Origin of the sequence: Streptomyces shaanxiensis (assembly GCF_039537145.1) — a bacterium.
Taxonomy (GTDB): Bacteria; Actinomycetota; Actinomycetes; order Streptomycetales; family Streptomycetaceae; genus Streptomyces; species Streptomyces shaanxiensis.
In genome coordinates, this window is the sequence record NZ_BAAAZY010000036.1 from 1 (window position 1) to 26744 (window position 26744).

The following is a 26744-nucleotide window of genomic DNA, read 5'->3' on the forward strand; positions in this document are numbered from 1 at the left end:
GGCGGGGTGGAAGGGGCGGAGCCCCTTCAAGGGCGGGACGGGTAGGGGCGGCGGGGGCGAGAAAACCCCTACACCCACCCCGCGTCCACAGCCCGAAGCGCCCCCTCCACATCCACGCCCAGCCCCTCCTCCGCCAGCGCAGCGCCCAGCGCCGCCAGACTCCCGCGCACAGCCCCCACCGTCGCGTCCACCCCGTAGTGATTGACCCGAATCATTTCCTTGGCCAACGCCCCGCCCCCGGCGGCCAGCGGCAACGCCGACTCGGACGCCAGCGCCCGAGCCACCACCTCCGACGCCACCACCCCCGCCGGCACCCTCAACGTCGTGGCGACCGGCGCGGCCTCCCGGTCGTCGTACACATACGGCTCCAACCCCGCACCCAGCGCCACCGCCCCGGCCCGAGTCGCCAGCGCCGCGGCCCGATGGCGGCCCATCACCGCCTCCAGCCCGACCCCCTCGATCCGCTCCACGCACGCCTCCAGCGCCAGCATCTCCAGCTGCGCAGGCGCGTGCAGCAGCGCCTTGCGCCCGCCGTCGACCCAGCGCTCCTTCCAGTCCAGCAGCGACAGGTACGACCGCCGCGGCGCCCGAGGATTCGCCGCCATCCGCGCCCACGCCCGCTCGCTCACCGACACCGCCGACACCCCGGCCGGCCCGCCCATCGCCTTCTGCGCCCCGATCACGCACAGGTCCACGCCCCACGCGTCCGGCAGCACCGGCTCGGCCCCGATGGACGCCACCGCGTCCAGGTAGAACAGCGCCCCGTGGGCCCGCACGACCTCACCGATCTCGGCGACGGGGTTGGTGTTGCCGGTGGCCGCCTCCGCGTGCACGAGGGACACGAAGTCGATCTCGGGGTGCTCGGCGAAGGCCTCGCGGATCTGGTCCGCCGTGACGGCCGTGTGGAAGGGCACCGCCAGATCGATCACGGTCGCGCCGCAGTCGCGCAGCCAGTTCCCGAAGGTCTGCCCGTACGGACCGGTGATCACGTTCAGCGCGGTCGTGCCGGGCCCGGCCGTCCCGCGGATCGCGCCTTCCAGCGGCAGCAGCGCCTCGCCCTGCATGATCACGACGTCCTGCCCGGTCCCGAGCAGCCGTGCCACCCGGTCCTCGATGGCGGCGAATCGTGCGGCGCTCAGCGGGGCAAGGTCCAGGAAGGGGTGGGTCACGACAGGGCTCTCTTCGCTCTCTTCGCTCCGGGATCGACGATCACGAGGGTAACCGGCTGCCCCAACCCCCCTTCCGAATCCCGACTTCTTAGGTCGAACGGCCCCTATACCATCGGTTTGGTTTGAGGATCTCAAACATCTCCTTATAATCGGAACCCACAGTTCCCTGACAGGAGGCTCCCCGTGAAGACGACCTTCGGGCGCCGGACCCGCATTCTGGCCGCCACCACCGCGACGGCCGGGCTGGTGCTCGTGGCCGGCTGCACCTCCAGCGACGACGGCGGCAGCGGCACGAAGACCGCGGCCGGCGGTGTCGAGCTCGTCAAGGCGGGCCAGCTCACCACCTGCACGCACCTGCCGTACCCGCCCTTCCAGTCGGAGATCGGCGGCAAGGTGCAGGGCTTCGACGTCTCTCTGATCGACCTGGTCGCCAAGGACCTGGGCGTGAAGCAGGAGATCCTCGACACGCCCTTCGAGAACTTCAAGACGGGCGCCTTCCTCAACTCCGGCGAGTGCGACCTCGCCGCCGCCGGCATGACCATCACCGAGGAGCGCAAGAAGAACGTCGACTTCTCGGACCCGTACTTCGAGGCCACTCAGGCCGTCCTCGTCGACAAGAAGAGCGGCATCTCGTCCTTCGCCGACCTCGAGGGCAAGAAGGTCGGCGCCCAGGCGCAGACGACCGGCGAGGACTACGCCAAGAGCAAGGGCCTGGACCCGGTCTCCTTCGAGTCCTCCGACGCCGTCCTCAACGGCCTGCGCACCGGGCAGGTCCAGGCCGTGGTCATCGACTACCCGGTCGTCCAGGGCTGGCTGAAGGACAAGGCCAACGCGGCCGCCTTCGAGGTCGCCGAGCAGGTCAACACCGGTGAGCAGTACGGCGTCACGGTGAAGAAGGGCAACGACAAGCTCCGCGAGGCCATCAACAAGGCGATCAACGACGCCAAGGCCGACGGCACGTACAAGAAGCTGTACGAGCAGTGGATCGGCCCGTACGACGAGTCCGCCGCCTCTCCGTCGCCCGCCGCCTGACCCCCCATGAGTGACGCAGACGTACAACTCCAGTCGAAGCAGCCCAAGAAGAAGGGCCTGACCCGGCGGCAGAAGCGCAGCCTCTCGCGCGGCATCCAGTACGTCGTGTTCGTCGCGGCCGTGATCGTCTTCGCGGTCGCGGCCGACTGGGACCGGCTGGCGAACCAGTTCGCGCAAGGGGACATCGCCCGGGACATGTTCCCGGACGTCATCACGCTGGCGCTGAAGAACACCGTGCTGTACACCGTGTCCGGGTTCGTCTTCGCCCTGGTGCTCGGACTGGTGGTCGCGCTGATGCGGCTGTCGTCCGTCGCGCCCTACCGCTGGGTCGCCGGCGTCTACATCGAGATCTTCCGCGGACTGCCCGCCCTGCTGATCTTCATCTTCATCGGCGTGGCCGTTCCGCTGGCCTTCCCCGGCACGGAGATCGTCGGCGGGACGTACGGCAAGGCCGCCATCGCGCTCGGCCTGGTCGGGGCGGCGTACCTGGCGGAGACGTTCCGCGCCGGCATCCAGGCGGTGCCCAAGGGGCAGATGGAGGCGGCACGGTCGCTCGGCTTCTCGCCCGCCCGGGCCATGATCTCGATCATCATCCCGCAGGCCTTCCGGATCATCCTCCCGCCGCTGACCAACGAGTTCGTGATCCTCTTCAAGGACTCCTCGCTGGTCCTGCTCCTCGGCGTCACCCTCGAGGAGCGAGAACTCGCCAAGTTCGGGCGTGACCTGGCCAGCACGACCGCCAACTCCACGCCGATCCTGGTCGCCGGCCTGTGCTACCTCCTGGTGACCATCCCGCTCGGCTTCGTCGTACGCCGTATGGAGGCGAAGGCCCAGGAGGCCGTGAAATGAGCGAGAGCCTTCTCAAGGCCGGCCCGGAGATCGAAGTCCGCGGCCTGCACAAGTCCTTCGGCGACAACGAGGTGCTGCGCGGCATCGACCTGGAGATCAACCAGGGCGAGGTCGTGTGCGTCATCGGTCCGTCCGGCTCGGGCAAGTCGACGCTGCTGCGCTGCGTGAACCTGCTGGAAGAGCCCACCAAGGGCCAGGTCTTCGTCGGCGGCACCGAGCTCACCGACCCGGACGTCGACATCGACGCCGCACGCCGTCGTATCGGCATGGTCTTCCAGCAGTTCAACCTGTTCCCGCACCTCACGGTGACCGAGAACCTCACGCTGCCGCAGCGCCGGGTCCTCAGGCGGGACAAGGCGAGCGCCGCCGAGGTCGCCGCCGAGAACCTGGAGCGCGTCGGCCTCGCGGAGAAGGCGACGGCCTACCCGGCCTCCCTCTCCGGCGGTCAGCAGCAGCGCGTCGCCATCGCCCGTGCCCTCGCCATGGGCCCCGAGGTGATGCTGTTCGACGAGCCGACGTCGGCGCTGGATCCCGAGCTGGTGGGCGACGTCCTGGCCGTCATGCGCATGCTCGCCAACGAGGGCATGACGATGATGGTCGTCACCCACGAGATGACCTTCGCGCGCGAGGTCGCCGACCGCGTCGTCTTCATGGACGGCGGCGTGATCGTCGAGGACGGCGCCCCCGACCAGGTCATCGGCAACCCCCAGCACGAACGCACCCGGCACTTCCTGTCGCGGCTTCTGGACCCGGCGATGGCCGAGGTGGAGGAGGAGACCTCGGACCAGGTGGGCAAGAGCGACTAGCCGGTCACCAGGGTCCGGTCATTAGGGTGCAGTCATGAGCGAACGCGCGGTGCTGCACGTGAAGGGCCGGGTCCTCGTCGGACCGGACGACGTCCGGGACGAGCTGTGGGTCGTCGACGGCCGGATCTCCTACGACCGTCCCGTCGGCGCCCACGACGTCCGCACCGTCGAGGGCTGGGCCCTGCCCGGCCTCGTCGACGCGCACTGCCATGTGGGCCTCGGCGCGCACGGACCGGTCGACGACGATGTCGCGGAGAAGCAGGCGCTGACCGACCGCGAGGCGGGCACCCTGCTGATCCGGGACGCCGGATCGCCCTCCGACACCCGTTGGGTCGACGACCGCGACGACCTGCCGAAGATCATCCGGGCCGGCCGGCACATCGCCCGCACCCGCCGCTACATCCGCGGCTACGCCCACGAGATCGAGCCGGAGGACCTCGTCGCGTACGTCGCCCAGGAGGCCGAGCGCGGCGACGGCTGGGTCAAACTGGTCGGCGACTGGATCGACCGCGACCTCGGGGACCTCGCGCCCAGCTGGCCGCGGGAGACGGTCGAGGCGGGCATCGCGGAGGCCCACCGCCTGGGCGCCCGCGTCACCGCGCACTGCTTCTCCGCGGAGTCCCTGCCGGACCTGGTCGAGGCGGGCATCGACTGCATCGAACACGCCACGGGCCTCACCGAGGACCTGATCCCGCTCTTCGTCGAGCGCGGCGTGGCGATCGTCCCCACCCTCGTGAACATCGCGACCTTCCCGAAGCTGGCCGACGGCGGCCAGTCCAAGTTCCCCCGCTGGTCGGACCACATGCGCCGCCTCCACGAACGCCGCTACGACACGGTCCGCTCCGCCTACGACGCCGGCATCCCGGTCTACGTCGGCACGGACGCGGGCGGCACCCTGCCGCACGGTCTGGTGGCGGCCGAGGTGGCGGAACTGGTCACCGCGGGAATCCCCGCCGTCGAGGCCCTCGCGGCAACCACCTGGGCGGCCCGGACATGGCTCGGCCGCCCGGGCCTCGACGAGGGCGCGGCGGCGGACCTCGTGGTGTACGAGACGGATCCGCGGGCCGACGTACGGGTGCTGGCGGCACCGCGACGGGTCGTCCTGAACGGGAAGATCGTGAGCTGAGTCGGCTGTTGCGCCTGTGACTGTGGAGAACGTGCGTGCCACGGGGTTCGAAAACCTGCACGGGAAACACACGTAGGGGTGAACTCCCGTAAGGATGCTGACCGGGCATCCCGCATGCGCGATTCTTGGCAGGTCCCGAGCAAGTCTCCTCCGAGGGGTCCCCACCTTGAACGGCAAGAACTTCCGCCTGCCCGCACGCCGTCTCGCCACCGTCGCGACGGCCACCGCCCTGGCCGCCGGGCCCGCGGTCCTGGCCGCGGCGGGCCCCGCGCAGGCGACCGGCGACGAGGGCCGCGCGAGCGCCGTCGTGCTGCGTACCGGGCTCGACGTCTCCCTGCTCAACAAGACCGTGGACGTCCCGCTCGCGGTCTCCCTCAACGAAGTGCAGGCGCCGCAGAGCGCCGAGAAGTCGACGCTGACCGCCCAGTTGAACGGCGTAGACGGCGGCCAGCCCTTCAGCGTGCTGAACGCCGAGGTCGCCAAGTCGAAGGCCACCGTCGAAGGCGGCAAGGCCGAGGGGTACACCAACCTCGCCCACGCCAAGGTCCACGTCCCCGGCCTGCCGCTGCTCTCGCTCATCGAGGTCGGCCAGGTCACCTCCAAGGCCACCTGCGAGGCCGGCAAGAAGCCGACCGCCTCGTCCAACCTGCTGGGCGACGTCACCGTGCTGGGCAAGAAGGTCACGCTGACCGCGGGCGGGACCACGAACGTCGAGGTCCCGAACGTGGGCGAGGTGCGGCTGGACTACTCCAAGACGGAGACCACGTCGGATACGGCCGCCGCCACCGCCCTCGAACTCAAGGTCTCCGTCGACCCGTTGAAGCTGAACGTCGCCGAGGTCGAGGGCACCCTGACCCTGGCGAAGGCGACCTGCGAGACGCCGGCCGCGGCGGAGCAGGCGACCGACCCGAGCGCCGAGCCGAGCGCGGACCCGGGCACGGACCCGGCGGGCGATGTGAAGCCCCAGGGCGAGTCCGCCGACGACGGCCTCGCCGAGACCGGCGGCAACTCCATGACGCCGTACATCGCGGGCGGTGCGGTCGCGCTGCTCGTCGCGGGCGGGGGAGCGGTCGCGTTCGCGCGCCGGGGTCGCGGCTGACTCTCGCCGCCAACTGGGCGGAAGCGCTTTCACTCCTGGCCCAGGACTGCCTCAGCGGCTGACCTGGGCCAACTGGCGTTCTCCGTCAAAACCGTTGACCTGACTCTGAAAGCGACCGACGGCGCCCCGGTGCACCAGGGCCGCTCCCTCACCTACCGGTTCGCGGCCGCCGCACCCCTGTGGGCGGGCGCCCTCGCCGACGCCACCCCGCTGCCGGCCGGCCGCACCCGCCGCCTCGCCTCCGGCACGCTGAAGCACTTCGCCGAGCGCGGCGCACCCGACGAGCGGGGTCTGCTCACCCTCGGCTGGTACCGGCCCTTCCTCCCTGTCACCCAGCGCTACTCCGGCCCCGCCTCCCCGTACTGGGCGAGCAAGGCCTTCCTGGGACTGCTGCTGCCCGAGGACCACCCCGTCTGGACGGCGCCGGAGGAGCCCGCCCCCGTGGATGTCCAGGACGTGACCATGGCGCTGCCCGCACCGGGCTGGCTGCTGCACTCCACCGCGGCCGACGGGATCGTACGACTCGTCAACCACGGCAGCGACCGGCTCCCGCCCCCTCCCGCGACGGACGTGGACAGCCCGCACTACGCCCGCCTCGCCTACTCCAGCGCCACGGCACCGCAGACCCCGGGCCCCGACAACCAGCTCGCCCGCATCGCCGCCGAGGGCACCCCGTCCCGGCGTGGCCGGATCCGTCCCCTGGGCGCCGCGGGCAGGCGTGCCGCCTCCCGGTACGGCGACGGCATCGAGACGGTGAGTGTGGTGCACGGGCCGTGGGAGGTGCGGGTGCACCGTATTGACAGCGACCTACAGGCCGACACGGTGGTGCGTGAGGGGGTTGGGCCGTCGCCGACGACACCGCGCGGCCCGAGGTCCGTACCGGGCCGGGCTGGGCGCTGGCCCGCAGGGCCGACGGACTGACCAGCGCGATCGTCGGCCTGCACGGCTGGAGCGACGCCGAGGGTACGGTCGTGCGCGCCACCGGCACCAACGCCGTCGGACGCTACTCGGCGACGCCCGTTCTCGAACTGGCCGAGGCCGGCGGGCTGTTGGTGTCCCTCGTCGTCCTGACCGCCGAGCCGGCCGTCTCCCTCACGGGGGCGAGTGCGACGGTCGCCGCCGACGGCACCGTCGACATCCGCTTCCCGGACGGGACCCGGGAGCGCGTACCCCCGCTCAGCGCCCCGCGGCCGTCATCGCCCGCTCCAGCGCCCCGAGGAAGGAACTGACCGTCCCCCGGTCCCGCACCGCCAGCCGCAGCCACTCCTCGCCCAGCCCGGGGAAGGTGTCCCCGCGCCGGACCGCGAACCCGAGCTCGCGCAGATGCCGTCGTACGGCGGCCGCCCTCGGCAGTCGTACGAGGACGAAAGGGCCCTCGGCGGGCTCGACGACCCGGAGTCCGGCCGCGGCGAACTCGCCGAGCCCCGCGACGAGATGGGCCCGGTCGGAGGCGATGCGGTGGGCCGTGTGGGCCGCCTCCGCCAGGGCCGGGGGTGACACGCAGGCCTGTGCGGCGGCGAGCGCGGGCGTGGAGACCGGCCACAGGGGCTGGGCGCGCTCCAGGTCGGCGATGGTCTCCGGGGCGGCCAGGACGTAGCCGATCCGCAGACCGGCCAGCCCCCAGGTCTTCGTCAGGCTGCGGAGCACCACCAGGCCCGGCACGTCCGTCCGCCCGGCCAGCGCCTCCCGCTCACCCGGCACCGCGTCCATGAACGCCTCGTCCACCACCAACGTCCGCCCGGGCCGGGCGAGTTCGGCGACGGAGGTGGCCGGGTGCAGGACCGACGTCGGGTTCGTCGGGTTGCCGATCACCACCAGGTCGGCCTCCTCGGGCACGGCCGCCGGGTCGAGCCGGAAGCCGTCCTCCTCCCGCAGCAGCACCCGGTCGACCGTGTGCCCGGCGTCGCGCAGCGCCGCCTCCGGCTCCGTGAACTGGGGGTGGACCACGACCGGCCGGCGGACCTTCAGTGCACGCGCGAGCAGCACGAACGCCTCCGCCGCCCCAGCCGTCAGCAGCACCCGTTCCACCGGCAGCCCGTGCCGCGCAGCCACCGCCGCCCGCGCGGCCCGCCCGTCCGGGTAGGCCGCGAGGGAGCCCAGCGACCCGGCGATCCGCTCCCGCAGCCACGCGGGTGGCGTGTCCGCGCGGACGTTCACGGCGAGGTCGACGAGCGCCGCGCCGTCACCGCGGACCTCGGCGTCGCCGTGATGCCGGAGGTCGTGCGCCTCAGTGGGCATGGGAGTGGGCGCCATGGTGGTGGTGGCCGTGGTCGTGATGGCCGTGCCCGTGGTGGTGGCCGTCGTCGTCCGGGTGGAAGTGCGGCTGCTGGGGCATGCCGACCTTGTCCTCGAAGCCGGGCAGCGCGATGCGGTACACACACGAGTCGCAGTTCATCCGCAGGTCGCCCTTGAGGGCCTCCTCGTACCGCTCCATCACCAGGTCGAGCAGCTCCGGCTCCGGACCGATGACGTCCGCCGAGCGCACCTCGACCTCCGGGTGCGCGGCCGCCCAGCCCTCGGTCTGCTGGCGGACCCGGTCCGGCAGGATGCCGGTGAACAGGAAGTAGGGCAGGACCACGATCCGCCGCGCCCCGAGCTTCACGCACCGGTCGAGGCCGCTCGGCACGTCCGGCGCCGCCAGCGACACGAACGCCGTCTCCACACCCGCGTATCCGCGCCCCTCCCACAGCAGCCGCGCCGCCTTGTGCACCTCGGCGTTGGCGTCCGGGTCGGTCGAACCGCGCCCGACCAGCAGCACGGTCACATCGGCCCGGTCGCCGGGCGTGCGGTTGCCCTCGGTGCCGAGCGCCTCGTCGAGGCGCCGCTCCAGCACCGACAGCAGCGACGGGTGCGGGCCCAGCGGACGGCCGTAGGTGTACGAGATCCCGGGGTGCCGCTCCTTCTCGCGGGCCAGCGCGGCCGGGATGTCGCCCTTGGCGTGGCCGGCGGACACCAGCATCAGCGGCACGGCGGCGAACCGCCTCACGCCCTGTTCGACCAGCTCGGTGACGGCCTCGCCCAGCGGCGGCGGCGACAGCTCGATGAAGCCGCCCGCGACGGGCAGTTCGGGGTGGCGGCGCCCCAGCTCCCGTACGAAGTCGCGGAACGCCTCGGCTCCGGCCTCGTCCCGGGTGCCGTGACCGGCGATGAGAAGGGCGGGCGGCGGGGTGGTCACGATTTCTCCTCGGAATGCGAATCGGAATGCGAATCGGGGTGTGGAACGGGGTGGTACAGCAGGGCGTTGAGCGCGGCGGAGGCGACCGCCGAACCGCCCTTCTCGGACACGTTGCTCACGGCGGGCAGCCCGCTCTCGCGCAACGCGGCCTTGGACTCGACCGCGCCGACGAAGCCTACGGGCAGGCCGATGACGAGCGCGGGGGCGGCGTCCAGGGTCAGCAGTTCCTCCAGCGCGGTCGGCGCGTTGCCGATCACCCAGAGGGCGCCGGGGCCGACCTGCTCGTAGGCGAGCCGGATCGCGTGCGCCGAACGGGTCAGGCCGGGGCCGGCCACGGCGTCCCTCAGACGGCAGACGGTCTCGCGCCGGGTGATGCCGGCGGCGACCATCTCCACGTCCACGACGACCGGCGCCCCCGCGTGCAGGGCCGCGTGCGCCTTCTCCAACTCGCCCTCGTCCATGACGAGATCGCCCGCGTACTCCAGATCCGCGGCGGAGTGGATGACCCGCTCCACCACCGCCCGGGTCAGCGGCGGGAAGTGCGAGGTGTCCAGGCGGGCGCGCAGCCGCCGGTAGGACTCCTCCTCGATGGGGTGGACCACGCGGTTCACCGGGCGTCCTCCTGCTGGTCCGCGGCGGAGCCGCTGATCGACGGAGCCTGCCAGCGGTAGCCGCGCGGCGTCACCATGCGCCCCGCGATGTCCCGGGTCGCCGTGTTGCCCACGGTCACGACCGTCATCATGTCGACCGTCGCCGGGTCCAGGGCGCCCAGTGTCGTGAGCCGACCGGACTCGTCCGGCCGTGACGCGTTCCGTACGACACCGACCGGCGTCGTCGGCTCGCGGTGCTCGGCGAGGATGGCGAGGGCCTTGGGGAGCTGCCAGTGGCGGCCTCGGGAGCGGGGGTTGTAGAAGGTGACCACGATGTCCGCCTCGGCCGCCGCCCGCACCCGCCGCTCGATGACCTCCCAGGGTGTGTGCAGGTCGGAGAGGCTGATGGACACATGGTCGTGGCCGAGCGGGGCGCCCAGGATCGCGGCGGCGGCGAGGGCGGCGGTCACACCCGGCACACCGATCACGTCGATGTCGTCGGACGCCTCCGCGAGCGCGGGGGAGGCCATGGCGTACACGCCCGCGTCCCCGCTGCCGATCAGCGCGACGGCCTGCCCCTTGCGGGCCTCCGCCACGGCTGTGCGCGCCCGTTCCTCCTCGGCGCCGAGCCCGGACTCCAGGATCAGGGTGCCGGGCCGCAGCAGATCGCGGATCTGGTCGACGTACTGGTCGAGGCCGACGAGCACGGAGGCACGCCGGAGCTCGTCCTTCGCGCGGGGCGTCAGCAGGTCCCGGGCGCCCGGCCCGAGCCCGACCACCGCGAGCCGCCCGCGCCCCGGACGCCGTACGACGGCACAGGTCGCCATCGCCGGCTGCCCGTCGGCACGCTCCGACTTCCGCTTGGGTACGAGGAGTTCACCGCCGCCGACCAGGGCGGCTGCCTCGGCGACGGAGGGCGTGCCGACGGCCGCGAGGGGAGCGTCGGAGGGGTTGGGGACCTCGACGGCCGCCAGCTCCTCGGCGGAGTGGGTGACCAGGGGCACGCCGAGCCCCCGGGCGGCCTCGACGATTCCGGGTTCGTCGGCCTTGGCGTCGACGGTGGCGAGTTCGGCGAGGGACCCGGCGGACAGGCCGGCGTCGCGCAGCGCGCTCTCGACCAGCCCGAGCACCTCGTCGACGGGGGCGCCCTTGGAGGCACCGACGCCGACGACGAGGGTCGGCGGACGCAGGACGACCTCGCGCTCGGCGGGCTCGACGAGCCGGTCCGTCAGCCGGATCGCGTACGCGCCCTCGGCGCCGATCCGCAACGGCGGCAGCGGCCAGGACACCTCGGCCTTCAGCGCCACCGGTTCGCCGTCGAGCAGGGCCCGCGAGACTCCGGCGACATCGCCCTCCACCGGCAGCCCGAGCGTGTCCAGACCGGGCACCCCCACGGCGTCCGTCGCCGTGGTCACCACGGGCTCGGCGGCCAGCAACTCCCCGACCTCCCGGGCGAGTTCATTGGCCCCGCCGCCGTGCCCGCCGACCAGCGACACGGCGAACCGCCCGCCCTCGTCGACGCACACCACACCCGGGTCGGCCGCCTTGTCCCCCAGCAGCGGGGCGATCAGCCGTACGACCGCCCCCGTCGCCAGGAAGCACACCAACTGCTCGCACTCGGCGAACGCCCGCCGTACGGCGTCCTTCACGGGACCGTCGTACACGCGCGTGCGGTCCGGCCACGCCGCGGCCAGCCGGTCCCGCGCCGCAGCTCCCGCCGCGGTGGCGGAAATGAGGCCGATCACTGGGCAACTCCTTCAGAACAGGCTTGAGGCCGCACGCCCCACAGCAGGAAAACGGGATTGGTCGCCGCCAGCCGGGTCACGTCCCCCGGCAGCGGCGCGAGCCGGGACGACTGCAACAGCACCCCGTCGCAGGAGAACCCGGCGCCGGTCAGGGCCTCACGCGCGGCCGGCACCCGGTCGAGCGCGGCCATGGCGACGACCACCGTGCGCCGGGCACGCCGCGCGCAGGCGGTGACGACGGCGGGCAGTTCACGCCCGCCGCCGCCGACGAACACGGCGTCGGGGTCGTCGGCGAGCTCCGCGAGCGCGTCCGGCGCCGAGCCGTGCACCACGTGCACGTCCACGCCGTGCGCGGCGGCGTTGGCGCGGATCCGCTCCACCCCGTCCGGCGCCTTCTCCACGGCGACGACGGCCGCCCCGAGCCGGGCGCACTCCACGGCCACGGAGCCGGAGCCCGCGCCGACGTCCCACACCAGGTCGCCCAGGCGTGGCCCCAGCCGGGCCAGGGCCAGCGCCCGCACCTCGAACTTGGTGATCATCGAGTCGCGGTGCGCGAACTCGGCCTCGTCCAGGGCCCATCCTCCGGGCCCCGGAACCGGACCGGCCACCGCGCGCACCGCGCCCGGCGCCCGCGCGGGGTCCAGGCACAGCACGACGCTCACCGCCGTACCCCAGTCCCGGGCCGCCGCCTCGGCGGGCGTCACCCGCTCCACGCGCTCACGCTCCGGATCGCCCAGCGCGGAGGCGACGACCAGGACGCGCCCGGTGTGCCGCAGCGCCGCACCCAGCTCGGCGGGCCCGGCACCCGGCCCGGTCAGCACCGCCACCTTGGGGTGCGCCCGGCAGACGTTGACGGCCGTCCGCGGATCCCGCCCGTGCGCGCTGACGACAACGGCGTCGTCCCAGGTCAGCCCGAGCCGCGCGAAGGCGGCGGCGACGGACGACACCCCCGGCCGCACATCCAGCCGCTCGGACCCGAACCGCTCGGCGAGCACCCGCACGATCCCGAAGAACCCGGGGTCACCGGAGGCCAGCACCAGAACCGGCCGCTCCTTCGCGACGTACTCCTCGATGGTGTCGAGGGCCGGCGCGAGCGCCCCGAGCACGACCCGCTCCACCCCGTCGGGCAGCCGTACGGCCTCCAGATGCCGCCGCCCGCCGACGACCAGCTCGGCATCGGCGAGGACGTCCTCGGGCAGCGGCGCCCCCGTCCCCGTACCGACGACGGTGATCACGTACTGGCCCCCCGCTCACGCAGGGCCCTGCGTGCCTCCGGGTCGGCCTTGCGGTACCCGTGGAAGTGACCGGGGTGGTAGAGGTGCGAGCGCGTGCCGTGCGCGTCCAGGGCCGGGCCGACCAGGAACAGGGTGTGCTTCCAGAGCTTGTGCTCCTTGACGGTCTCCTCCAGCGTGCCGACGGTGCACCGCACGACGAGCTCCTCGGGCCAGGTCGCCTGGTAGGCGACGACGACCGGAGTGGACGTCGGATACCCGCCCTCCAGCAGCTCCCGTACGAGCTGCCCGCTGCGGGCGGCCGACAGGAAGATCGCCATGGTGGTGCCGTGCTTGGCGAACTCCCGGACCTCCTCCCCGGGCGGCATCGGCGTCTTGCCGCCGCCGAGCCGCGTGAGGACGACCGACTGGGCGACCTCGGGGATGGTCAACTCCCGCTGGGCGAGCGCGGCGACCGCGGAGAAGGCGGAGACCCCGGGCACGACCTCCGTCTCGATGCCGATCCCGGCACACCGGTCGAGCTGCTCCTGCGTACCGCCCCAGAGGGCGGGGTCGCCGGAGTGAATGCGGGCGACCCTGAGGCCCTCCTCCCGGGCCCGCTCGTACACGGCGACGACGTCCTCCAGGGACATGGTCGCCGAGTCGAGGATCTCGGCGTCCTCGCGCGCGTGATCGAGGACCTCCGCCTGGACCAGGCTGGCCGCCCAGATCACGACGTCGGCCTCGGCGATGGCACGCGCGGCACGGAACGTCAGCAGATCGGCGGCACCGGGGCCGGCACCGACGAAGGTCACCTTGCCGGTGAGGGCATCGGCCATGGGAATCGGTCCTCCTACAAGGGGTCGGCCACAGGGGGGCGGCGGGGGGTTGGGGTGGGATTGGGGGTGGGGTCGGCAGGGTCCAGGGTGTCGACAGGCGTCAGAGCTTGCCGCCCCGGCCGCCCTCCCGCCGAGCTGGTGCGATGAGCGTCGAGAGGTAGGGGAGGGGGGTGCCGTCGAGCTCGGCGGCCGGCCGGATCGACTCCTCCGTCAGCCCCAGCGCCGACCCCCACACCGCGTCCTGGAGCCGCCCGGTCTCCCGCAGGGCCTCGGCGACCTCGCCCGCCTGCCGCCCGAACTTGTAGGCGACGACGGTCCCGGGCCCGGCGAGGGCCTCCTTGAGCACGGTCGCCCCCGCGGTGACGGGCACGAGCGTGAGCGGCTCGGTCCCCTCGGTGAGCACGGCACCGGACCGGGCGGCGAGGTCCTGCATGGCGGTGATGCCGGGGACGGTCTCGACGACGACGTCGGGCACCAGCTCGCCGATGGTCTGGGCGAGATAGGTGAAGGTGGAGTACACGTTGGGGTCGCCGATGGTCGCGAAGGCGACGGTGCCGTGCCCGCGCAACAACTCGGCCACCCGCTCGCCCGCCGCGTCCCAGGCGGCCTCGCGCCGCGCTCGGTCGGTGCGCTCATTGAGGGCGAACACGACCCGGACGACCTTCTCCTCGGGCACGTAATGCAGCACGGTCGCCTCGGCGCGCCCACGCTCACCCGTGTCCATCACGGGTACGACGACGACATCGGCGGCCCGCAGAGCGTTGACGCCCTTGACGGTCACCAGCTCCGGATCACCGGGACCGACCCCGACTCCGATCAACCTGCTGCTGCTCATGACGTCCGGCACCTCTCCACGAACCGACGGGCGACACCGGGCTGTGCGGCCCAGTGCGTGTGCAGATAACTCGCGTGCACGCCCTGCTGTACGAAACCTTCGACCCGCCGCACGGGGCTGCGCACACCCCAGGCGGGCGCCGCCCCCGAGCCGGGCTCGACGACGGTCCGATGAAACTCGTGCCCCCGCATCCGCGTCCCCGCGACGGCGAGCGCACTGTCGCTGACGGCGACCGCGTCCCGATACCCGAGGGTGAGCCGCTCGGACATCCGGGCACCGGCGTCGAGTACCCCGCACATGGGCTGCCCGTCCAGCTCCCGGCAGAGGTAGAGCAGCCCGGCACACTCGGCGGCGACGGGAGTGCCACTCTCGGCGAGGGCGGCGACGGCCTTGCGGAGGGGCTCGTTGGCGGACAGCTCAGCGGCGTACACCTCGGGGAACCCGCCCCCGATGACCAACCCGCGTGTACCGTCCGGGAGTTGTTCGTCCCGCAGAGGGTCGAAGGGGACGACTTCGGCACCGGCGGCGGTGAGAAGCTCGGCGTGCTCGGCGTAGGAGAAGGTGAAGGCGGGACCGCCGGCGACGGCGACTCTCACTCTTGAGCCCAGGGCGGCGACATCCAGCCCGCCCGGCGTTCGAGGACGAGTCTCCCGCCGTCCCGAACCCCCACCCACCCGCTGGGGCCCCAGCTCCTCAACCGCAACCAGCCCGTCCGGCGTTTGAGGACGAGGCCCTTCGGGCCGAAGCGGGGGTCCGGGGGCGGCAGCCCCCGGGGACGGGACGGGAAGGGGCGGCGGGGGCGAGGAATCCAAGACCTCACCCGCATCCCAAGCCGCACACGCCAACGCACCCGCACTCCGCGCCAGCGCCCTCAGCGCATCCAGATCGCACCCGTCGGAAACCTGTGCCGCCATCGCCCGCACGGCCTCCACAGCGGCAGCGCGCCGCTCGGCGACCGGCACCAACCCCAGATGCCGCGACGGCGTGTCCACCTGAACAACCCGCCGCAACACCCCCAGCACCGGCACACCGGCCGAATCCAACGCCTCCCGCAACAACTCCTCGTGCCGATCCGACGCGACCTTGTTCAGGATCACGCCCCCGACCCGCACCTCCGGATCCCACGACGCGAACCCGTGCACCAGCGCCGCAACGGACCGCGACTGCGACGACGCGTCCACCACCAGCACCACCGGCGCCCGCAGCAGCTTCGCCACATGCGCAGTGGACGCCAGTTCACCTTCCCCCGCGGCCCCGTCGTACAGCCCCATGACCCCCTCGACGACGGCGATGTCACACCCGCCCGCCCCATGCAGGAACAACGGCCCGATCAACTCCGGCCCGCACAGATACGCGTCGAGGTTCCGTCCCACCCGCCCGGTGGCGAGCGCGTGATACCCGGGGTCGATGTAGTCCGGCCCGACCTTGTGCGGGGACACGGCGAGTCCCCGCGCGGCGAACGCGGCCATCAGCCCCGTGGCAACGGTGGTCTTGCCGCTGCCCGAGGAGGGCGCGGCAATGACCAGCCGAGGGACGGAAGAAGTCACCACTCGATGCCCCTCTGCCCCTTCTGCCCGGCGTCCATCGGGTGCTTGACCTTGGACATGTCGGTCACGAGGTCGGCGAAGTCGACGAGCTTCTCGGGCGCGTTGCGCCCCGTGATCACCACATGCTGGGTCCCCGGACGGTCGCGCAGCACGTCGATCACCTCGTCGGTGTCCACCCACCCCCAGTGCATCGGGTAGGCGAACTCGTCGAGCACGTACAGCTTGTACGTCTCGGCGGCCAAGTCCCGCTTGACCTGCTCCCAGCCCTCCCGGGCCTTCTCCTCGTTGTCCATCTGCTGATCGCGCTGCACCCACGACCAGCCCTCACCCATCTTGTGCCAGTCGACGGACCCGCCCTCACCGCTGGCCCCCAGCACCCGCAGCGCGTTCTCCTCGCCGACCTTCCACTTCGCCGACTTGACGAACTGGAACACCCCGATGGGCCACCCCTGGTTCCAGGCCCGCAGCGCGAGCCCGAAGGCGGCGGTGGACTTGCCCTTGCCGATGCCCGTGTGCACGACGACGAGCGGACGGTTGCGCCGCTGACGAGTCGTCAGGCCGTCGTCCGGTACGACACTCGGTTGCCCCTGCGGCATTACGCGGCCCTCCTGCTTCCCTGAACGTCCTTGACCAGCCCGGCGATCGAGTCGGCCCGCAACTCGTCCAACGTCACCGCCGTACCACCCAGCTCACCCGCGAGCTGCCCCGCGAGCCCCAGCCGCACGGGCCCCGACTCGCAGTCCACCACGACGGACGCGACCCCCTCGGCCGCGAACAGCCGAGCCGCGCGCCCGGCGAGCGCCACCGGCTCGGGCCCACCCGTGGCCCGCCCATCGGTCACCAGAACCACCAGGGCCCGCCGACCCGGATCCCGCAGTCGCTCCACCCGCAACACCTCATGGGCCTTCAACAGCCCGGCCGCCAGCGGAGTACGCCCCCCGGTGGGCAGCGACTCCAGCCGCGCCGCGGCCGCGTCCACCGAGGACGTCGGAGGCAGGGCGACATCGGCGGCCGACCCCCGGAACGTCACCAGCCCCACCTTGTCCCGCCGCTGATACGCGTCCAGCAGCAGCGACAGCACGGCCCCCTTCACCGCACTCATCCGCTGCCGCGCCGCCATCGACCCGGAGGCGTCCACGACGAACAGCACGAGGTTCCCCTCACGCCCCTCCCGCGTCGCCTGCCGCAGATCGTCCCGGCGCAGCACCAGGCCCGGCCCGGACCGCCCGCGCGCCCGCTGATGCGGCGCCGCCGCCTGCACGGTGGCGGCCAGGTGCAGCTTGGTCAGCGTCCCCCGGGGCCGCCGCGCACCGGTCGTCCGGCCGTGCTCGGTCCGCGCCCGAGAACGCCGTCCGGCAGCGCCGTCACCGAGCCCGGGCACGCTGAGCACCTTGGTGCGGAAGGGTTCGGCGGCCCGTACGGCGGACTGCTCGCCCGCGCCGGCCCCCGAGGGCTGCGGCTCGCCACCGTCACCGGCCTCCGGCTGAGCCCCGGAACCCCCCTCGCCCTGCGGCCCTTCGGACGGCGGCTGCCCGCCGCCCCCGCCGGGCCCGTCCGGGTCGGGATCCTCGTCGCCCTCGCCGCTGAACTCCTCCAGCGTCTGGTCGAGCTTGTCCTCGTCGAGTCCCGGCGCGTCGAAGGGATTGCGGCGCCTGCGGTGCGGCAGCGCGAGCAGCGCCGCCTGCCGCACGTCCTCGGCGAGCACATCGGTCCGCCCGGCCCACGCGGCCAGCGCGGTGGCCGTACGGGCCATCACGATGTCGGCCCGCATGCCGTCCACCTCGAACGCGGCACAGGTCGCCGCGATCTGCCGCAGCGCCCCGTCACCGAGCCGCACGGAGGGCAGCAGCTCCCGCGCCGCCACGATCCGCGCCCGTACGGCCGCCTCCTCGTCCGCCCACCGAGCGGCGAACCCGCCCGGATCGTCGTCGTACGCGAGCCGCCGCCGTACGACCTCCACCCGCTGGTCGGGCTCCCGTGAGGCCGCGACCTCGACGGTCAGTCCGAACCGGTCGAGCAACTGCGGCCGCAGCTCGCCCTCTTCGGGGTTCATGGTGCCGACGAGCAGGAAACGCGCCGCGTGCCGGACCGACACACCCTCGCGTTCCACGTACGACGCACCCATCGCCGCCGCGTCCAGGAGCAGGTCCACGAGGTGGTCGTGGAGCAGGTTGACCTCGTCGACGTAGAGGATCCCGCGGTGGGCGTCGGCGAGGAGTCCCGGCTCGAAGGCCTTGACGCCCTCGGCCAGTGCGCGCTCGATGTCCAGCGCGCCGACCAGCCGGTCCTCGGAGGCACCGACGGGGAGTTCGACCATGCGGGCGGGGCGAGCGGTGCCCGCGCCCGTCTCGTGCGGCCCGTCCGGGCACGCGGGGTCGGGGGTGCGCGGGTCGCAGGAGAAGCGGCATCCGGCGATCACCGGCACCTCGGGCATCAGCGCCGAAAGCGCGCGCACGGCCGTCGACTTGGCGGTGCCCTTCTCGCCGCGCACCAGCACGCCGCCCACCGCGGGCGACACGGCGTTCAGCAGCAGCGCGAGCCGCAGATCGTCCTGGCCGACAACGGCCGTAAAGGGGAAGGGGGTGGTCACTTCTCGTCGCCCTCCAAGTCGCCTTCCAGCTCCAGGTAGGTGGCGCGCAGCCGCTCCAGCGTGTCCGCGTCCGGCTCGGCCCACAGCCCGCGGTCGGCGGCCTCCAGCAGCCGCTCGGTGATGCCGCGCAGCGCCCACGGGTTGGACTTCTTCATGAAGTCCCGGTTCTCGGCGTCGAAGACGTACTCGGCCGACAGCTTCTCGTACATCCAGTCGTCGACCACCCCGGCCGTGGCGTCGTACCCGAAGAGGTAGTCCACGGTCGCCGCCATCTCGAAGGCGCCCTTGTAGCCGTGCCGCCGCATGGCCGCCATCCAGCGCGGGTTGACCACGCGGGCGCGGAAGACACGGTGGGTCTCCTCGCCGAGCGTGCGGGTCTTCACCTGGTCCGGCGTGGCCGAATCACCCACGTACGCCTCGGGGTTGGCGCCCGTCAGGTGCCGCACCATGGCGACCATGCCGCCGTGGTACTGGAAGTAGTCGTCGGCGTCGACGAGGTCGTGCTCGCGGGTGTCGACGTTCTTCGCGGCGACGGCGATCCGCTTGAACGCGGTCTCCATGTCCCCGCGCGCCGCCCGCCCGTCGAGCCCGCGCCCGTAGGCGTAGCCGCCCCAGACGGCGTACACCTCGGCCAGGTCGGCGTCCGAGCGCCAGTTGCGGGCGTCGATCAGCGGCAGCAGACCGGCGCCGTACGCCCCCGGCTTCGAGCCGAAGATACGGGCGGTCGCGCGCCGCCGGTCGCCGTGCCCGGCGGTGTCCTCGTCGGCGTGGGCCTTCACGAAGTTCCGCTCGGCGGGCTCGTCCAGCTCGGCGACCTTGCGGACGGCGTCGTCGATGAGGCCGACGACATGCGGGAAGGCGTCCCGGAAGAAGCCGGAGATACGGACCGTGACGTCGATGCGCGGGCGCCCGAGCTCCTCCAGGCCGATGACCTCGAAGCCCGTCACCCGGCGCGAGGCGTCGTCCCACACCGGGCGGCAGCCCAGCAGCGCGAGGATCTCGGCGATGTCGTCGCCCTGGGTGCGCATCGCGGACGTACCCCACACCGTCAGACCGACGGACTGCGGGAACTCGCCGGTGTCCTGCAGATACCGCTGCACCAGCGAGTCCGCGAGCGCCTGCCCGACCTCCCAGCTCAGCCTGGACGGGATGGCCTTGGGGTCGACGGAGTAGAAGTTCCGGCCGGTCGGCAGGACGTTGACCAGTCCGCGCGTCGGCGAACCGGACGGGCCCGCCGGCACATAACCGCCGTCGAGCGCCTTGAGGATGTGACCGATCTCGTCGGTGGTGCGGGCGAGACGCGGCACGACCTCGGTGCAGGCGAACTCCAACACAGCCAGCGCGTCCGGGAGTTCGGTGCCGAGGACGTCGCGGACGAGCGAACGGACCTCCGCGACCGCCCAGTCGCGCTCCTCCATCCCCTCCGCGATCCGCCGGCACAGCTGCTCCAGCAGGTCGATGGCGTCGGCGGCCGTACGGGACGGGCCTTCGACGAGATCGCTCAGCTCGACCGGAACCTTCACCGGCGCGCCCGGCTCGGCGAGCAGCTCCTTCTCGACCAGCCCGAAGTGAGCGGCCAGCGCGGCCCTGAGCCCCGGCAGCGCGTTCGCCTGTCCGCCCCACACCTGCGAGGCGCGCAGCACGGCGAGCACGAGGTTCACGCGCGGCTCGCCGACCGGACCGCCACCCAGAATGTGCAGACCGTCGCGGATCTGCACGTCCTTGATCTCGCACAGATAGCCGTCGATGTGCATGACGAACTCGTCGAACTCGTCGTCGTCCGGCTGCTCGTCGACATGCAGGTCGTTGTGCAGCTCGGCCGCCTTGACCAGCGTCCAGATCTGCGCGCGCACGGCCGGCGCCTTGGTCGGGTCCAGGTCGGAGACGAGCGCGTACTCGTCGAGCAGCTGCTCCAGCTTGGCCAGGTCGCCGTAGGTGTCGGCGCGAGCCATCGGCGGCACGAGGTGGTCGACGACGGTGGCGTGCCCGCGGCGCTTGGCCTGCGTGCCCTCGCCGGGGTCGTTGACGATGAACGGGTAGATCAGGGGCAGATCACCGAGTACGGCGTCCGGAGCGCACCCGCCGCTGAGCCCCAGTCCCTTGCCCGGCAGCCACTCCATCGTGCCGTGCTTGCCCATGTGCACGATCGCGTCGGCACCGAACCCCCCCTCCGATGTTGCAGCCTCCAGCCACCGGTAGGCCGCCATGTAGTGGTGCGACGGCGGCATGTCCGGGTCGTGGTAGATCGCGATCGGGTTCTCGCCGAAGCCGCGCGGCGGCTGGATCATCACGACGACGTTCCCGAACTGGAGAGAGGCGAGGACGATGTCGTCGCCATCGACGTAGAGGGACCCCGGCGGCTCGCCCCAGGCCTCCAGCATCGCGTCCCGCAGCTCCGGGTCGAGCTTGTCGAACCAGGCCTGATAGTCGGCCAGCGGCACGCGCGCGGGCGCGGACGCCAGCTGGTCCTCGGTCAGCCACTCGACGTCGTGCCCGCCGGCCTCGATGAGGCGGTGGATCAACTCGTCGCCGTTGTCCGGGTACTCGGTGACGCCGTACCCGGCCTGCTTGAGCGCGTCCAGGACCCGTACCGCCGACGCGGGCGTGTCGAGGCCGACCGCGTTGCCGACGCGCGAGTGCTTGGTCGGGTAGGCGGTGAAGACGAGCGCGAGCTTTTTCTCCGCGTTCGCCTTGTGCTTCAACTGCGCGTGCCGTACGGCGATTCCGGCGACGCGCGCGGCCCGCTCGGGGTCGGCGACATAGACCGGGACGTCGTCCGGGCCCTGCTCCTTGAAGGAGAACGGGACGGTGATCAGGCGGCCGTCGAACTCGGGGATCGCGACCTGCATCGCCGCGTCCATGGGGGAGAGGGCGGCGTCGGACTCGTCCCAGGCGCTCTTGGAGGACGTCAGGCACAGACCCTGCAGCACGGGCACGTCGAGCTCGGCGAGCCTGCCGATGTCCCACGCCTCCTCGTCGCCGCCCGCCGACGCCTGCGAGGCGTGCGTGCCACCGGCGGCGAGGACGGTGGCGACGAGAGCGTCGGCCTTCCCCAGGATCTCGTACAGCTCGGCGTCGGCCCCGCGCAGCGAACCGCAGTAGACGGGAAGGGCGTTGGCGCCGCGTGCCTCGACGGCGTCGCACAGGGTGTCCACGAAGGCGGTGTTGCCGCTCAGTTCATGGGCCCGGTAGAAGAGCACACCCACGGTCGGACGGCCTTCCTGGACCGTTCGGTCGCCGTGGACGCCGTACTCCGGCATCTTCTGCGGCTCGACGAACCCCTCGCCCGTCAGCAGCACGGTGTCGGAGAGGAACCGGGCGAGCTCGGTGAGGTTGGCGGGGCCGCCCTCGACCAGGTACTTCAGCGCCTCGGCCACCACACCGGCCGGCACGGACGACTCGGCCATCAGCTCCGCGTCCGGCACGGCCTCGCCGCCCAGCAGCACGGTCGGGATGCCCGAGGCCTTGAGCCCGGCGAGCCCGTCCTCCCAGGCCCGCTTGCCGCCCAGCAGCCGTACGACGGCGATGTCCGCCCCGTCCAGCAGCGCGGGCAGCTCGGCCTCGACGTCCAGGCGGGTCGGGTTGCCGATCCGGTAGTCGGCACCGGAGGCGGCCCTGGCCGCCAGCAGATCAGTGTCGGCGGTCGACAACAACAACACAGTGCTCATGCGGGCGCTCCCGGTGGAATGAAAGGCAGTCCTTGCGGCGCGCCCGACTCGATGAGCCGCCAGAGCGCGTCCGTGTCCGCGTGCTGTTCGATCAGATCGCCGAGCCGGTCGAGCTGCTCCTCGCGCAGCGCGGCGAACGACGTGTCGGCGGCCGGCACAAAGCGACGGCCCGCGGCGGCCGCCACCTCGCGCAGGAACGCCCGCCGGAAACCGTCCGACTCCAGCGAGCCGTGCCAGTGGGTGCCCCAGGTCTGCCCGACCCGGCAGCCGTCGAGGAAGGGTTCGCCATCGGTGATGGAAGCGACCCCGTGATGGATCTCGTACCCCTCGACGGGCTCCCCGAGGGCCTCGCCGACGGGCCGGGTGAGGGTCTTCTCGCGGGCGAACCGGACACGGACGGGCAGGATGCCGAGCCCTTCCACGTGCCCGCGCCGGCTCTCGACGTCGTCCTCGATGTGCTCGCCGAGGATCTGGAAGCCACCGCAGATGCCGAGGACGGGCCGACCTTCGGCGGCCCTGCGCCCGATGGCCTCCGCAAGCCCCCGCTTCCGCAGCCACTCCAGGGCACGCACCGTCCCACGGGTCCCCGGAATGACGACGAGGTCGGCGTCGGCCAGCTCCTCGGGCCGGTCCACGAACCGGACGACGACGCCCGGTTCGGCGGCGAGGGCGTCGACGTCGGTGAAGTTGGACATGAGCGGGACGGCACAGACGGCGACGCGCAGCACGTCCTCCCCGACCGGCGGGGCGACGTTCGACTCCCGGACGGTCCCGCGCAGGGAGACCCGAAGCCCGTCCTCCTCGTCGATGCCGAGGCCGTGCTGGAACGGGAGGACGCCGTAGGTGCGCCGCCCGGTGAGCCCGTGGAGCATGTCGAGACCGGGCTCCAGGAGACCGACGTCCCCGCGGAACTTGTTGACGAGGAACCCGGCGACGAGCTCCTGGTCTTCCGGCGAAAGGAGGGCCACGGTGCCGAAGAAGGAGGCGAAGACGCCGCCACGGTCGATGTCACCCACCACCAGCACGGGCAGCCCGGCATTGCGGGCGATGCCCATGTTGACGATGTCGGTCCGCCGAAGATTGATCTCGGCCGGGCTGCCGGCCCCCTCACAGATCACCGCGTCATAAGTGCCCCGCAGTTCGGCGAGGCACTCCAGGACGGTCCCGAGGAGCTTCTGCTGCCGCCCCCCGTGCAGCCTTTTCCCGGGGGACGACCCCCCAGACCCCCCGAAGAAGCCGCGCGCACTGAGCTCACCGACCGGCTTCCCGAGCAGCACGACCTGACTGCTCTGCTCGCCACCCGGCTTGAGCAGCACGGGATTCATCAGCGCGGTCGGCTCGACGCGACAGGCCTGCGCCTGCATGGCCTGAGCCCGCCCGATCTCGGCGCCTTCCCTCGTCACGAACGAATTCAGGGACATGTTCTGCGCCTTGAACGGCGCGACCTTGACCCCCTGCCGTACCAGCCACCGGCAGATCCCGGCGGTGACGACGCTCTTGCCGGCGTCGGAGGTGGTGCCGGCGACGAGAAGCCCACCGCCCGTCATGACGTACGCCCCTTCACGATGCGGCGAGCGGCGACACAGGCGCCGAGAGCCAGCCAACTGACGCGCTTCGACAGCCGTACGGCCCGCTCGATGTCGTGGACGGCGACGGTGCGCCCCGCCCCGTTGAGGACGGGCCGGTGCTCGACCCGCCCGCCGTACGACAGGGTCCCGCCCAGCCGAACCCCGAGCGCCCCCGCGAACGAGGCCTCCACGGGGCCTGCGTTGGGGCTCGGATGCTTGGCGGCGTCGGCGCGCCAGGCCCGTACCGCCCCTCGGGGATCGCCTCCGGCGACCGTCGCGAGTACGGCTGTCAGCCGCGCCCCCGGCCACCCGGCGACGTCGTCGAGCCGCGCCGAAGCCCACCCGTACCGCCGAAACCGGGGCGACCTGTGCCCCACCATGGCGTCCAGCGTGTTGACGGCCCGGAACCCGAGCAGCCCCGGCACCCCGCCGACGGCGCCCCACACGAGCGCCCCCACCACCGCGTCGGAGGTGTTCTCGGCGACGGACTCCACGACGGCCCGCGCGATCCCGTCGGCGTCCAGCGCCTGCGGATCCCGCCCGCACAGATGCGGCAGCCGTTCCCGGGCCCCCTCGACGTCCCCCGTCTGCAGAGCACGCCCGATGACCCGGGCCTCGCGCGCGAGCGAGGTCCCGCCGACAACGGCCCAGGTGGCGGCGGCGGTCAGTGCGACGGAGGCGGTACGGGACGGACGGACGGCTCGCTGCGCGACGGCACCGAGCGCCACGGCACCCCCCGCACACACGGCGGTGTGCAGCGCGCCCCACCCCCGGTGATCCCGCCACGCCACCTTCTCCACGGCCCCTGCGGCCCGCCCGAACGCGGCGACCGGATGCCCGCGACGCGGATCGCCGAGCAGCAGATCACCGAGAAGTCCGGCGGCGGCGCCGTACGCGAAGACGCGATCGGCACGCATCGGGGTCAGCCGGCGTTCGGTTCAGACGAGGGTCCGAGACTGCATGTCGATCGGCAGGCGAGCATCGCGTTATGTCCTCACTCAGGGTGTCCACGCCCTGGTACGACGAGACCGGCGGCGAGAGTTCCTGGCTCCCGGGGCTATCTACCCCGGTGACAGTGGCGGGACCGCGCCGGATTCACACCGGCTTCCTCTCCTGCCGCCGTATATGGCTCCGGCAGTCCACCATGGGGTTGGAAGGGGCGTCAACTTGCCTTTGACCTGCGACGGGAGAGTGTGCGAAGGCCCACACAGACGTGAGGTGCGGGACGGTGGTCCGTCCCGCACCTCAGGTGTTCTCGCGCGCTGTGCGTCAGGCCACGATCAGATAGATCCCGTACCCCACGGCAGCCGCGCACGCCGCGAAGCACGCATACGCCCCCGTCACCGCGAGCGCGGCCGAGCCCCCCTGCGCGGAGGCCTTCTCCTGGCGGGACAGGCCCGCGATGCCGAGGGTGAACAGGCCCACCAGGGCCACGGTGACCACGAGGCTGACGCCGAAGACGGAGCCGAGAGCTGCCCAGTCGATCTTCATGCTTCTACTTCCTGAGGAGATAAGTCGAGTAACCGGGCGGGAGTCAGACGGTGGCCTGCGAAGGCGCTGCCTCGGAGGCGGGGGCCGGAATCGTGGCCGACAGGTCCTCGGTCGCCGTGCCCGCCGGAGGCGGGGTCACCGCGGCGATGGCGGTGGTCACCACGCCGGCCGGCTCGTCGGTCTCGTTGACGTTCGTGTGGTCGACGACCTCGCGGCGGGAGACCTTCCAGATCGCGGCGCTGGAGGTGACCAGGAAGACCGCGACGAGGGCGGTGCCCCAGGCGCCGAAGCCGGTCACGTACTCCGCGAGTGCGCCGACCAGGGCCGCGGCCGGGAGCGTGAGGCCCCAGGCGACGAACATGCGGGTGGCGGTCGACCAGCGGACCACGCCGCCCTTGCGGCCGAGGCCCGCGCCCATCACCGCGCCGGAGACGGAGTGCGTGGTGGAGAGGGAGAAGCCGAGGTGGGAGGAGGCCAGGATGACCGTCGCGGCGCTGGTCTGGGCGGCGAAGCCCTGCTGCGGCTGGAGGTCGGTCAGGCCCTTGCCCATGGTGCGGATGATGCGCCAGCCGCCGAGGTAGGTACCGAGCGCGATGGCCACGCCCGCGGAGAGGATGACCCACATGGGCGGGTCGGAGTCGGGGGCGAGGGTGCCGCCGGCGACCAGGGCGAGGGTGATGATGCCCATCGTCTTCTGCGCGTCGTTGGTGCCGTGGGCGAGGGAGACCAGGCCGGCGGAGGCGATCTGGCCGGCGCGGTAGCCCTTCTTCGAGGCGTTGCCGTCCGCCTTCTTGCCGAGGCTGTAGGTCAGGCGGGTGGCCAGCAGCGCGGCGATGCCCGCGACCAGCGGGGCGGCGATCGCCGGGATCAGGACCTTGGTCACCAGGACGTCGCCGTGGACCGCGCCGACACCGGCGGAGGCGATGGTGGCGCCGATCAGGCCGCCCATCAGGGCGTGCGAGGAGCTGGACGGCAGTCCGACCAGCCAGGTCAGCAGGTTCCAGAGGATCGCGCCGACCAGCGCGGCGAATATGACTTCGGGACGGATGCCGGTCTCGTCCACGAGACCTTTGGAGATCGTGTTGGCGACCTCCACGGAGAGGAAGGCGCCGACAAGGTTCAGCACGGCGGACATGGCCACCGCGACCTTGGGCTTGAGCGCACCGGTCGAGATGGTCGTGGCCATCGCGTTGGCGGTGTCGTGGAAACCGTTCGTGAAATCGAACGCGAGTGCGGTTACCACCACAATCGCGAGGATCAGCGAGAAGTTTTCCATTTACCCAGGCAATCGTTCGAGGTCATTGGCCGGACGAACGTAGGTAACCTGAATGAACGGAAGGTGAACTGAGGCAGGCCGCATGGTGTCCGGGAGGGAGGGCTTTCCTCAATGGGGGAGGGTCCCCG

21 protein-coding genes, 1 pseudogene and 1 riboswitch are annotated in these 26744 nt (G+C 72.5%); of the genes and pseudogenes, 6 read left to right on the plus strand and 16 right to left on the minus strand.

From position 1 onward, the window contains the following. Positions 1-68: 68 nt before the first annotated feature. The gene (locus ABD932_RS42475) at positions 69-1169 is read right to left on the minus strand and encodes a pyridoxal-phosphate-dependent aminotransferase family protein (RefSeq protein ID WP_345021712.1); all 1101 of its coding nucleotides are present in this window, start codon (positions 1167-1169) and stop codon (positions 69-71) included. Between the two features lie 183 nt (positions 1170-1352). On the opposite strand from ABD932_RS42475, the gene ABD932_RS42480 reads away from it, so the two are divergent. The 6 genes and pseudogenes from ABD932_RS42480 to ABD932_RS42505 form a co-directional block, all read left to right on the plus strand. After that, positions 1353-2201, plus strand: a complete 849-nt coding sequence (locus ABD932_RS42480; protein ID WP_345021714.1) for a transporter substrate-binding domain-containing protein — start codon at positions 1353-1355, stop codon at positions 2199-2201. A gap of 6 nt (positions 2202-2207) precedes the next feature. Beyond that, positions 2208-3050, plus strand: coding sequence for an amino acid ABC transporter permease (locus ABD932_RS42485; RefSeq protein WP_345021716.1), 843 nt, complete (start codon positions 2208-2210; stop codon positions 3048-3050). Next, entirely contained in the window at positions 3047-3856 is an 810-nt protein-coding gene (locus ABD932_RS42490; RefSeq protein WP_345021718.1) for an amino acid ABC transporter ATP-binding protein, read from the plus strand. Before ABD932_RS42485 ends, ABD932_RS42490 begins: the two co-directional genes overlap by 4 nt. A gap of 34 nt (positions 3857-3890) precedes the next feature. After that, positions 3891-4982, plus strand: coding sequence for an amidohydrolase family protein (locus tag ABD932_RS42495; RefSeq protein ID WP_345021720.1), 1092 nt, complete (start codon positions 3891-3893; stop codon positions 4980-4982). A 166-nt stretch (positions 4983-5148) separates the two neighbouring features. Continuing rightward, positions 5149-6081 carry an SCO1860 family LAETG-anchored protein gene (locus ABD932_RS42500; protein ID WP_345021722.1) on the plus strand — a complete coding sequence of 311 codons (933 nt, stop codon included), beginning with the start codon at positions 5149-5151 and terminating at the stop codon, positions 6079-6081. Positions 6082-6198: 117 nt separating this feature from the next. Continuing rightward, positions 6199-7310, plus strand: a pseudogene (locus ABD932_RS42505) (DUF2264 domain-containing protein); the annotation flags it as partial. Here ABD932_RS42505 and cobC read toward each other — a convergent pair. From cobC to ABD932_RS42580, 15 genes are all read right to left on the minus strand, one after another. Next, a complete protein-coding gene (gene cobC, locus ABD932_RS42510) occupies positions 7258-8319 on the minus strand; it encodes an Rv2231c family histidinol phosphate aminotransferase CobC (RefSeq protein ID WP_345021724.1) in 1062 nt (353 codons plus the stop codon). The pseudogene ABD932_RS42505 and the gene cobC overlap by 53 nt on opposite strands. Continuing rightward, on the minus strand, positions 8309-9256 hold the full coding sequence (locus ABD932_RS42515) for a sirohydrochlorin chelatase (RefSeq protein WP_345021725.1): 948 nt from the start codon (positions 9254-9256) through the stop codon (positions 8309-8311). Before ABD932_RS42515 ends, cobC begins: the two co-directional genes overlap by 11 nt. Then, positions 9253-9867 (minus strand): precorrin-8X methylmutase, encoded by a 615-nt coding sequence (locus ABD932_RS42520; protein WP_345021727.1) that lies wholly within the window; start codon positions 9865-9867, stop codon positions 9253-9255. Before ABD932_RS42520 ends, ABD932_RS42515 begins: the two co-directional genes overlap by 4 nt. Further along, complete coding sequence (gene cobJ, locus ABD932_RS42525; RefSeq protein ID WP_345021729.1) at positions 9864-11591, minus strand: precorrin-3B C(17)-methyltransferase; 1728 nt, start codon at positions 11589-11591, stop codon at positions 9864-9866. Before cobJ ends, ABD932_RS42520 begins: the two co-directional genes overlap by 4 nt. Further along, positions 11588-12826 (minus strand): precorrin-6y C5,15-methyltransferase (decarboxylating) subunit CbiE, encoded by a 1239-nt coding sequence (gene cbiE, locus ABD932_RS42530; protein ID WP_345021731.1) that lies wholly within the window; start codon positions 12824-12826, stop codon positions 11588-11590. The genes cobJ and cbiE overlap by 4 nt, the downstream gene beginning before the upstream one ends. Then, positions 12823-13641 carry a precorrin-4 C(11)-methyltransferase gene (gene cobM / locus ABD932_RS42535; protein ID WP_345021733.1) on the minus strand — a complete coding sequence of 273 codons (819 nt, stop codon included), beginning with the start codon at positions 13639-13641 and terminating at the stop codon, positions 12823-12825. Before cobM ends, cbiE begins: the two co-directional genes overlap by 4 nt. A 100-nt stretch (positions 13642-13741) precedes the next feature. After that, positions 13742-14488, minus strand: a complete 747-nt coding sequence (cobI, locus tag ABD932_RS42540) for a precorrin-2 C(20)-methyltransferase (protein ID WP_345021735.1) — start codon at positions 14486-14488, stop codon at positions 13742-13744. Further along, on the minus strand, positions 14473-16026 hold the full coding sequence (locus ABD932_RS42545; RefSeq protein ID WP_345021737.1) for a cobyrinic acid a,c-diamide synthase CobB: 1554 nt from the start codon (positions 16024-16026) through the stop codon (positions 14473-14475). The genes cobI and ABD932_RS42545 overlap by 16 nt, the downstream gene beginning before the upstream one ends. Further along, entirely contained in the window at positions 16020-16619 is a 600-nt protein-coding gene (gene cobO / locus ABD932_RS42550) for a cob(I)yrinic acid a,c-diamide adenosyltransferase (RefSeq protein WP_126390914.1), read from the minus strand. The genes ABD932_RS42545 and cobO overlap by 7 nt, the downstream gene beginning before the upstream one ends. Next, positions 16619-18613, minus strand: coding sequence for a putative cobaltochelatase (locus ABD932_RS42555; protein WP_345021740.1), 1995 nt, complete (start codon positions 18611-18613; stop codon positions 16619-16621). The genes cobO and ABD932_RS42555 overlap by 1 nt, the downstream gene beginning before the upstream one ends. Next, a complete protein-coding gene (gene cobN, locus ABD932_RS42560; protein WP_345021742.1) occupies positions 18610-22281 on the minus strand; it encodes a cobaltochelatase subunit CobN in 3672 nt (1223 codons plus the stop codon). The genes ABD932_RS42555 and cobN overlap by 4 nt, the downstream gene beginning before the upstream one ends. After that, positions 22278-23828: a cobyric acid synthase gene (locus ABD932_RS42565; protein ID WP_345021744.1), complete on the minus strand. Its 1551-nt coding sequence runs from the start codon at positions 23826-23828 to the stop codon at positions 22278-22280. The genes cobN and ABD932_RS42565 overlap by 4 nt, the downstream gene beginning before the upstream one ends. Continuing rightward, positions 23825-24766, minus strand: a complete 942-nt coding sequence (locus ABD932_RS42570; protein ID WP_345021745.1) for a cobalamin biosynthesis protein — start codon at positions 24764-24766, stop codon at positions 23825-23827. Before ABD932_RS42570 ends, ABD932_RS42565 begins: the two co-directional genes overlap by 4 nt. Positions 24767-24865: 99 nt before the next feature. Next, positions 24866-25011: riboswitch (cobalamin riboswitch) on the minus strand. 107 nt (positions 25012-25118) lie between these two features. Then, positions 25119-25340, minus strand: a complete 222-nt coding sequence (locus ABD932_RS42575; protein WP_062142391.1) for a hypothetical protein — start codon at positions 25338-25340, stop codon at positions 25119-25121. A 43-nt stretch (positions 25341-25383) separates the two neighbouring features. Then, on the minus strand, positions 25384-26616 hold the full coding sequence (locus tag ABD932_RS42580; protein ID WP_345021747.1) for an inorganic phosphate transporter: 1233 nt from the start codon (positions 26614-26616) through the stop codon (positions 25384-25386). Between the last annotated feature and the right edge of the window lie 128 nt (positions 26617-26744).